The 7,463-nt window shown below is 37.9% G+C and carries 5 protein-coding genes; 3 read left to right on the forward strand and 2 right to left on the reverse strand.

Features of this window, described 5'->3' with window-relative positions:
• Positions 1 to 3: 3 nt before the first annotated feature.
• The 3 genes from ACOEN1_RS09640 (at position 4) to ACOEN1_RS09650 (ending at position 6,057) form a co-directional block, all read left to right on the forward strand.
• Complete coding sequence (locus ACOEN1_RS09640; RefSeq protein WP_422486685.1) at positions 4 to 3,567, forward strand: molybdopterin-dependent oxidoreductase; 3,564 nt, start codon at positions 4 to 6, stop codon at positions 3,565 to 3,567.
• A gap of 98 nt (positions 3,568 to 3,665) precedes the next feature.
• Positions 3,666 to 4,394, forward strand: coding sequence for an ABC transporter ATP-binding protein (locus tag ACOEN1_RS09645; protein WP_422486686.1), 729 nt, complete (start codon positions 3,666 to 3,668; stop codon positions 4,392 to 4,394).
• Positions 4,387 to 6,057, forward strand: coding sequence for a putative ABC transporter permease subunit (locus ACOEN1_RS09650; protein ID WP_422486687.1), 1,671 nt, complete (start codon positions 4,387 to 4,389; stop codon positions 6,055 to 6,057). Before ACOEN1_RS09645 ends, ACOEN1_RS09650 begins: the two co-directional genes overlap by 8 nt.
• Positions 6,058 to 6,108: 51 nt before the next feature.
• Here the strand turns inward: ACOEN1_RS09650 and rpsD are convergent, their stop codons facing one another.
• Both rpsD and ACOEN1_RS09660 read right to left on the reverse strand, forming a co-directional pair.
• Complete coding sequence (gene rpsD, locus ACOEN1_RS09655; RefSeq protein WP_422486688.1) at positions 6,109 to 6,708, reverse strand: 30S ribosomal protein S4; 600 nt, start codon at positions 6,706 to 6,708, stop codon at positions 6,109 to 6,111.
• 98 nt (positions 6,709 to 6,806) lie between these two features.
• The gene (locus tag ACOEN1_RS09660) at positions 6,807 to 7,307 is read right to left on the reverse strand and encodes an inorganic diphosphatase (protein ID WP_422486689.1); all 501 of its coding nucleotides are present in this window, start codon (positions 7,305 to 7,307) and stop codon (positions 6,807 to 6,809) included.
• Positions 7,308 to 7,463 lie beyond the last annotated feature (156 nt).

Raw genomic sequence — 7,463 nt, forward strand, 5'->3', positions numbered from 1 at the left:
AATATGTCTGTTATACATTTAAATATAAATGGAAAAGAAGTTAAAGGTAATGCAGGTCAGACCGTACTTGACATTGCAAGAGAAAATAAAATTGAAATCCCTACCATGTGTTTTGACGAGAGGGTAGAGATATACGGATCATGTGGACTATGCGTGGTGGAGGTTGAAGGGGTTCCAAAACTTCTGAGGTCATGTGCTACTGTGGCATCGGATGGTATGATTATAAATACGAATACTGAAAGAGTAAAGAGTTCAAGAAAAACAGCACTTGAATTGTTGTTGTCAGACCATGTTGGAGATTGTAAGGCTCCTTGTGTTCTGGCATGCCCAGGGTATACTGACTGTCAGGGTTATGTAGGACTTGCAGCTAATATGGAATACAGGGAAGGACTTAAGCTCATAAAGGAACAGTTGCCGCTTCCAGCTTGTATAGGAAGGGTTTGTCCTCATCCATGTGAGGATGCTTGTAGAAGAGAGCTTGTTGAAGAGCCTATCTCAATTGCCCATATGAAAGCTTTTCTGGCTGATATTGACCTGGCCAGTGACGATGTATTTATTCCGGAATTAGCTGAATCAACCGGAAAGAGAATTGCTATTATAGGTGGTGGTCCTGGAGGATTATCAGCAGCATATTTCCTTAATGTAGCTGGTCACCATACAACCATTTACGAGCAGATGCCAGAGATGGGTGGAATGCTCAGATATGGTATACCAGAATACAGACTTCCCGGAAGTGTAATAGACCAAGAAGTTGCCATCATTGAGAAGATGGGAACAAGATTTGTAAATAATGTTAAGGTAGGAGAGCAGCTTGACATATCATATATTCAGAATAATTTTGATGCCTGCTACGTATCAATAGGTGCCTGGAAGAGCACACCCCTTAGATTGGAGGGAGAGGATCTTCCAGGAGTAATTGGAGGAATTGACTTCCTGCGAAAAGCTACAGTAAACGAAGAGATGAGAATTGGTGAAAGAGTTGCTGTTGTTGGTGGCGGAAATACTGCTATGGATGCATGTCGAACTGCAGTAAGACTTGGAGCAAAAGAAGTATACGTACTATATAGAAGAACAGAAGCAGAAATGCCGGCAGATTATATAGAAATAAAGGAAGCAAAGGAAGAGGGAGTAGTGTTTAAATTCCTAGTGTCTCCAATGGAAATAATCGAAGAGAATGGCAGAGCTTCAAAGGTAAAACTTCAGAAGATGGAACTTGGTGAAGAGGATGCATCTGGAAGAAGAAGACCAATTCCTATTGAAGGAGAGGTTGAATATATTGATGTAGATCTTATAATAGGTGCAATTGGACAGCAATCAGCACTTGAAGGTTTTGAAATTCTCGAAAAGACCAAGAGAGGCACCATAGCAGTCGATGAGAATAGTTACCAGACAAATGTAGAGGGTATTTTTGCAGGTGGAGATGTAATAAATGAAGGTGCAAATATTGCAATCAAGGCTATAGGAGATGCAAAAAGAGCTGTTGGTGTAATCAATTCATATCTGGAAGGGCATGTGATTCCCTACAGAAAACCGTATGTAGTTGAAAGAACACATTTGACTAGTGAACATTACAATGACAGAAAGAAAGAATACAGATCAACCATGCCTCACCTTTCTCCTGAGGAACGTAAATATAACTTCAGAGAAGTCAATAAAGGATTCTCGGAGGAAGATGCGGTAAAGGATGCAATGAGATGTCTTGAATGTGGATGTCATGATGTATTCGAATGCAAACTATATAACTATGCCAACGAATACGATGTAGAACCTGAAAAATTTGAAGGTGAAGTACATTACAGAGAAGATGATGACAGTCATCCGTTTATTGTTAGAAATACAGATAAGTGTATTCTTTGTGGTCTTTGTGTAAGAGTATGTGATCAAGTTATGGATAATGGTGCTCTCGGTCTTGTGGACAGAGGTTTTGATACTATAGTCAAACCGGCTCTTGACCTTAAGCTTGCTGATACAGGTTGTATAGCTTGTGGACAGTGCGTAAGTGTATGTCCGGTAGGAGCTATTCAAGAGAGACTTCAGATTGATAAGTCTGTTCCAGTTGAGACTGAAATGTCAAAAACAATTTGTTCATTCTGTTCAGTTGGATGTAATATTGATCTTGAAACTAATGGAGATATGCTATATAGAGCTATACCAGACAAGGAATCTGACGTTGACAAGGGATTACTATGCGTAAAAGGGAGATTTGGTTACAATCAGGCCAATCAGAAGACAAGATTGTCCAAGCCTCTAGTAAGAAGAGAAAATGGAGAACTAGGTAAAGCTTCCTGGGACGAAGGTTTGAGAATGACAGCTAAGACAATGCAGTCTCTTAAACTTCAATATGGTCCTGAAGCAGTTGCTGTTGCAATATCAGACAGATATACTAACGAAGAGATATATGTCGCCAAGGAATTTGCTAAAAAATACCTTGGAACTGACAACATAACATCATTTAACAGAAATTACGGGGGAATTGAAGAAGTATTGGGCTATGATGCCTCTACGAGTACATTCAGCGAAATTGAACATGCAGAGTTTATTCTCGTTGCTGGTGCCCACATGATGAAAGATCATACCATAGCTGCTTTAAAGGTCAAGAAGGCTGTTGAAAAAGGAGCAAGATTGGTTGTACTAAACAATACCTATGATCAAATTAATGACTGGACAGAAGCAACCGTAAGTCCTGATAATAATCTTGATCTTCTAAAGGGAATTCTTAAGGTAGTAATGGACAAGGCAGAAGAGCCCAAGAATGTTGTCGGTTACAATGAACTTAAGGAAAGTCTGGCGGATTTCAAACCAAGAAATGCAGCAATAGACATTGCAGAAATTTACCTTGAGTCAAAGACTGCGATGATTATATTTGACGAGAACCATCTGACAAGTGAAGCAGCAAAAATTCTGGCTAGCATAGCGGTTATAGCAGGTAAAATCGGCAAGCCAAGAAGAGGAATTATTCAGCTTAAGCCGAAAAACAATAGTCAGGGATTGGCTGACTTGGGAGTTGACAAGCCAAGTCAAGAGATAGTTCAAGGAATTAAGGATGGAGTTATAAAAGGGTTGCTTGTATTTGGAGAGGACATTCCTCTTGAATATCTTGAGAATCTTCAATTCCTTGCTGTACAGGATCTTTATGTTACACCGACAGGTGAGAGAGCGGATGTCGTATTGCCAGCAGTAAGCTATGCTGAATCCACTGGCTCTGTGACAAATTCAGAGAGAAGAATACAGAGGTCATATTCGGCAATTCCTCCTTTGACAGGATATTCAAACTGGCAGGTAGTGGACGAGATGATGCGTATACTTGGAAGAACTGTACGGTATAAGAAGATTGACCAGCTTACTGAACTTGTATCCAAGGCTATTCCGGAGTATACAGATCTATTCAAATTTAAGGAAGCAACCTTCTGGCCAATTTATGGTAAGGAAATACTCTATACTGAAGGCTTTGCTTTTGACGATGGTAAAGCAAGACTGTCTGTTGTGAAAGACGGAGAAATGTTTAACAAGAGAATTTCTACAGATTATGTAGAGAAAGAATTTGCAAAGGTAGTTGATGAAATCTAGTATTCTGAGGTGGGAACAATGTTCCCACCTTTTTTTGCCCAAAATCCTGATTCTATGTTAAGCTATACATATGATAATTTTTTATCGGAGGTGTCTGAATGCTAAAAATTGAAGAACTTTCAAAATCCTATAATAAAGGGGAAATAAAAGCAGTCGATAGTATTAGTCTAGAGGTAAAAAAAGGTGAGATTTTTGGATTTCTTGGTCCCAATGGTGCCGGGAAGACTACAACCATAAAAATGATAGTTGGTCTTCTAAAACCTGATGAAGGAAAAGTAGTGCTCGATGGAATAAATGTTTGGGATGAACCGATGAAAGCCAAGGAGAGAATCAGCTATGTTCCTGATAATCCCGAAATTTATGATAGGTTAAGTGGCGTCGAGTATTTGAATTTTATCGGTGATATGTATGGCATAGGGACTGAAACTAGAATCAAAAAGATTGATTACTACAGTGAAATATTCAAGATCAATGATTCACTTGGAGATATAATAAGCAGTTACTCACATGGAATGAAACAAAAACTGGTTTTGACGGCAGCATTGATGAGCGATCCAGATCTGTTTATTTTGGATGAACCAATGGTAGGTTTGGATCCTAAGTCATCATTTAATCTAAAAGAGATTATGAGAGAAATGTGTGACGAAGGTAAGTCTGTATTCTTTTCAACCCATGTTATGGAGGTTGCCGAAAAACTGTGTGATAGAATTGCGATTATTAATAATGGTAAGATTATCGCAATGGGAAGTATGGAAGAGTTGAGAAGGAGTGCTCAAGAAAAAGAATCTCTCGAAAATATTTTTCTGGAGTTGACAGATAATGAATAGGAAACTGATTTCACTTATTAGGACTGATTTAAACATCACCTTTGGACTCTCTTCCCTTGCTTATAATATCAGAAAAGGGAAAAAAATAGTTCCTATGGCTATTGTAACACTAGCCATTTTGTCTCTTTTACCATCTTACATTCTTGTTATAAGGGCATTGGGATCCTTTTATGATGCTTTCCGGCAAATTGGGCAGCAGTCGTTCTTTTTGCACATGGGATTCATGTCTGCTCAACTGATAGTATTGGTTCTTGGATTTATGTATGTAATGAGTAAATATTATTTTTCAAATGATCTTCCACACTTGGTACCATTACCTATAAAGCCATCCCACATAATTGGATCAAAATTTGTATCCTTGATGGTAAGTGAATATTTGACAAGTCTTCCTGTTATTATACCTTTTATCATTATATATGGTACAAGGGGAAATGTAGGAATAGATTATTGGTTAATTAGTATTTTAGCAGTTATAGCATTACCGGTGTTGCCTTTGGTGATTTCATCAGTTTTTATTATGATATTTATGAAGTATACAAATATCAAAGGTAAGAAAGACCTAATTAGAATAATAACTGCATTGGTTTTTATTGCATTGGTCATTTTTGTTCAGCTTAAGCTGAACCAATGGACAACCCAGAGCATGATTGATAGTGAAAACTTCATGTTCAATCTGGCCAGAGATGCAAATCTGCTGCTTACCAAGGCAGGAATAGCATATCCACCTGCCATGTGGGGGGCTTTGGCACTGTCAAAAGGTTTCTCTGTTCAGGGAGTGTTTAATCTGTTCTTATTTATAGGATCAGGTTTAGTTGGTTTTGCATTAATGATGATTCTAGCAGAAAAGATATTCTTTGATGGACTTATTGGAAATATTGAAGTTTCAGCTTCAAAAGGAAGAGGAAAGAAGTTGGATACATCTTCTGTATTAAAAATCGGGAACCCAATAATTGCAATTGCAAAGAAGGAAATCTTAATGATAATTAAAACTCCTGTATACCTAATGAACTCAGTAGGAGGGGTTGTTATTCTGCCAATCCTACTGGTAATATCCATGGTGACTGGTGGAGAGGCCTATGAACCGATGAAGGAAATGATCCTTCAAAGCAGGGAAATACTAGTATTGGGATCCATCGCTGTTATAGGTTCATTTGGGGTATTGAATGCACTGGGAGCAACAACATTCTCAAGAGAGGGAACAAATATGTGGATACAGAGGACGCTTCCAATAGACCCGAGAGCACAGGTTATAGGAAGAACTCTGCCATCTGTGGCTTTGCAAGTTGTAGGTGGTGTACTTTTAATAGGCGGGATTTTCTTTATTGTTCCCCTGAATATATTTGAGATTATGATCATTCTATTGTTAGGAATATCCGCAAGTGTTCCTTTGACTATGATAGGCATGACGATTGATATTATTAGACCAATGATTGAATGGACAAACCCTCAGCAAGCTATGAAGCAGAACCTAAATGTATTGATATCTATGGCGATAGGGACTCTTTTTTTAGTCGGAGCAGCATTTCTTGGGTATTTGTTGTTACCAGACTATGGATTACCAGTAGTATTGGGGTTATACGTAATGATTATCGTATTATCGACTGTATTCATTTACAAATTGCTTATTGATTTGGTTAAGACCAAGTTGATGGATATGGAGTAAGAAAAAAAGGAAGGTCACATTCAGTTATGTGAGGCCTTCCTTTAAATATTCTTAAATCAGTTTTGAGTAGTATTCTACCACAAGCTGATCTTCGATTTCAATTGGGACTTCTTCTCTTTCAGGAGGCCTCTCGAAGGTTCCTCCGAAATTGTTCGCATCCTTGGTAAGATAAGGAAGAGTACTTGGTAGTGCATTCTCAAAATTCTCTTTGAAAATTTCAATACTTTTTGATTTTTCCCTTAGCTTTACTGTGTCTCCCGGTTCACAAAGATAAGAAGGTATGTCAACTTTACTACCATTTACAAGGATATGACCATGTACTACCATTTGTCTTGCCTGTCTGATAGAGGAGGCAATCCCCAACCTGTAAACAAGATTGTCAAGCCTTGATTCAAGAATTTTAACTAGAGCATGTCCAGTTTGGTCATCGCTTTTTTTAGCTTTGACAACATACTTTACAAATTGTATCTCCATTACGCCATAATAGGCCCTAAGCCTTTGCTTTTCAAGTAATTGTTGTCCATATTCCGTTAATTTTTTGTCTGCTCTGGATGTGCCTTTCATAGCTCTGTCCATAGCCTTGGGATGTCCGTATACATTCAAACCAAGCCTTCTGCTTAGCTTAAATCTTGGTCCATTCATGTTAGCCATTAATTATCATCTCCATATAGAAATTTGCCGCGATAATTTTTTAAGCCATGAATATTATAACATAGAATTAGGGTGTTGTAAATGATAATCTATATCAATTACTCTAAAGCTTCTTTGGCTTCTTTGTATGCAATTCTTGATTTTTCTATAGATTCAATTGCTGCTTCTATCCCAGCCCAACCGCTTACAATTACCTCTTTTTCTTCAAGTCTTTTGTACTCCGAGAAAAAGTGCTCAAATTCTTTCTTCATATGTGCACCTAAATCATCAATTGACTCGATTTCAGTAAATCTTGGATCATTTCGTGGTACAGCTATGATTTTTTCATCTTTGCCTTTTTCATCCTTCATAAGAAACATTCCAATTACTCTTGCGTGTACAAGACATCCTGGGAATGTAGGGTTTGCAATAAGTACCATTATATCAATAGGGTCGCCATCTTCTGCAAGTGTATCGGGTATATAACCGTAGTCTGTCGGGTAGAACATGGGTGAGAAAAGCGATCTGTCCAGTTCAAAAACCTTGAATTCCTTGTTGTATTCATATTTGTTGCTACTTCCTTTTGGAATTTCTATAAACGCGTTTACAATATAATTCATAATCAATCATCCCCCTGTAATATTATTATAACAGGGTTTCCATATTTTACATCGTTTTTTTCCATATGCTGAGGAAGTTCCGGAGTTTTGCAGCAAGTTAATAGATAGTTGAGTCTGAATCATTGTGAATGGAATTGATTCAGACTTTTTTTATTT

The sequence above is a fragment of the Gudongella sp. DL1XJH-153 genome, assembly GCF_049310905.1.
In the GTDB taxonomy this organism is placed as follows: domain Bacteria; phylum Bacillota; class Clostridia; order Tissierellales; family Tissierellaceae; genus Gudongella.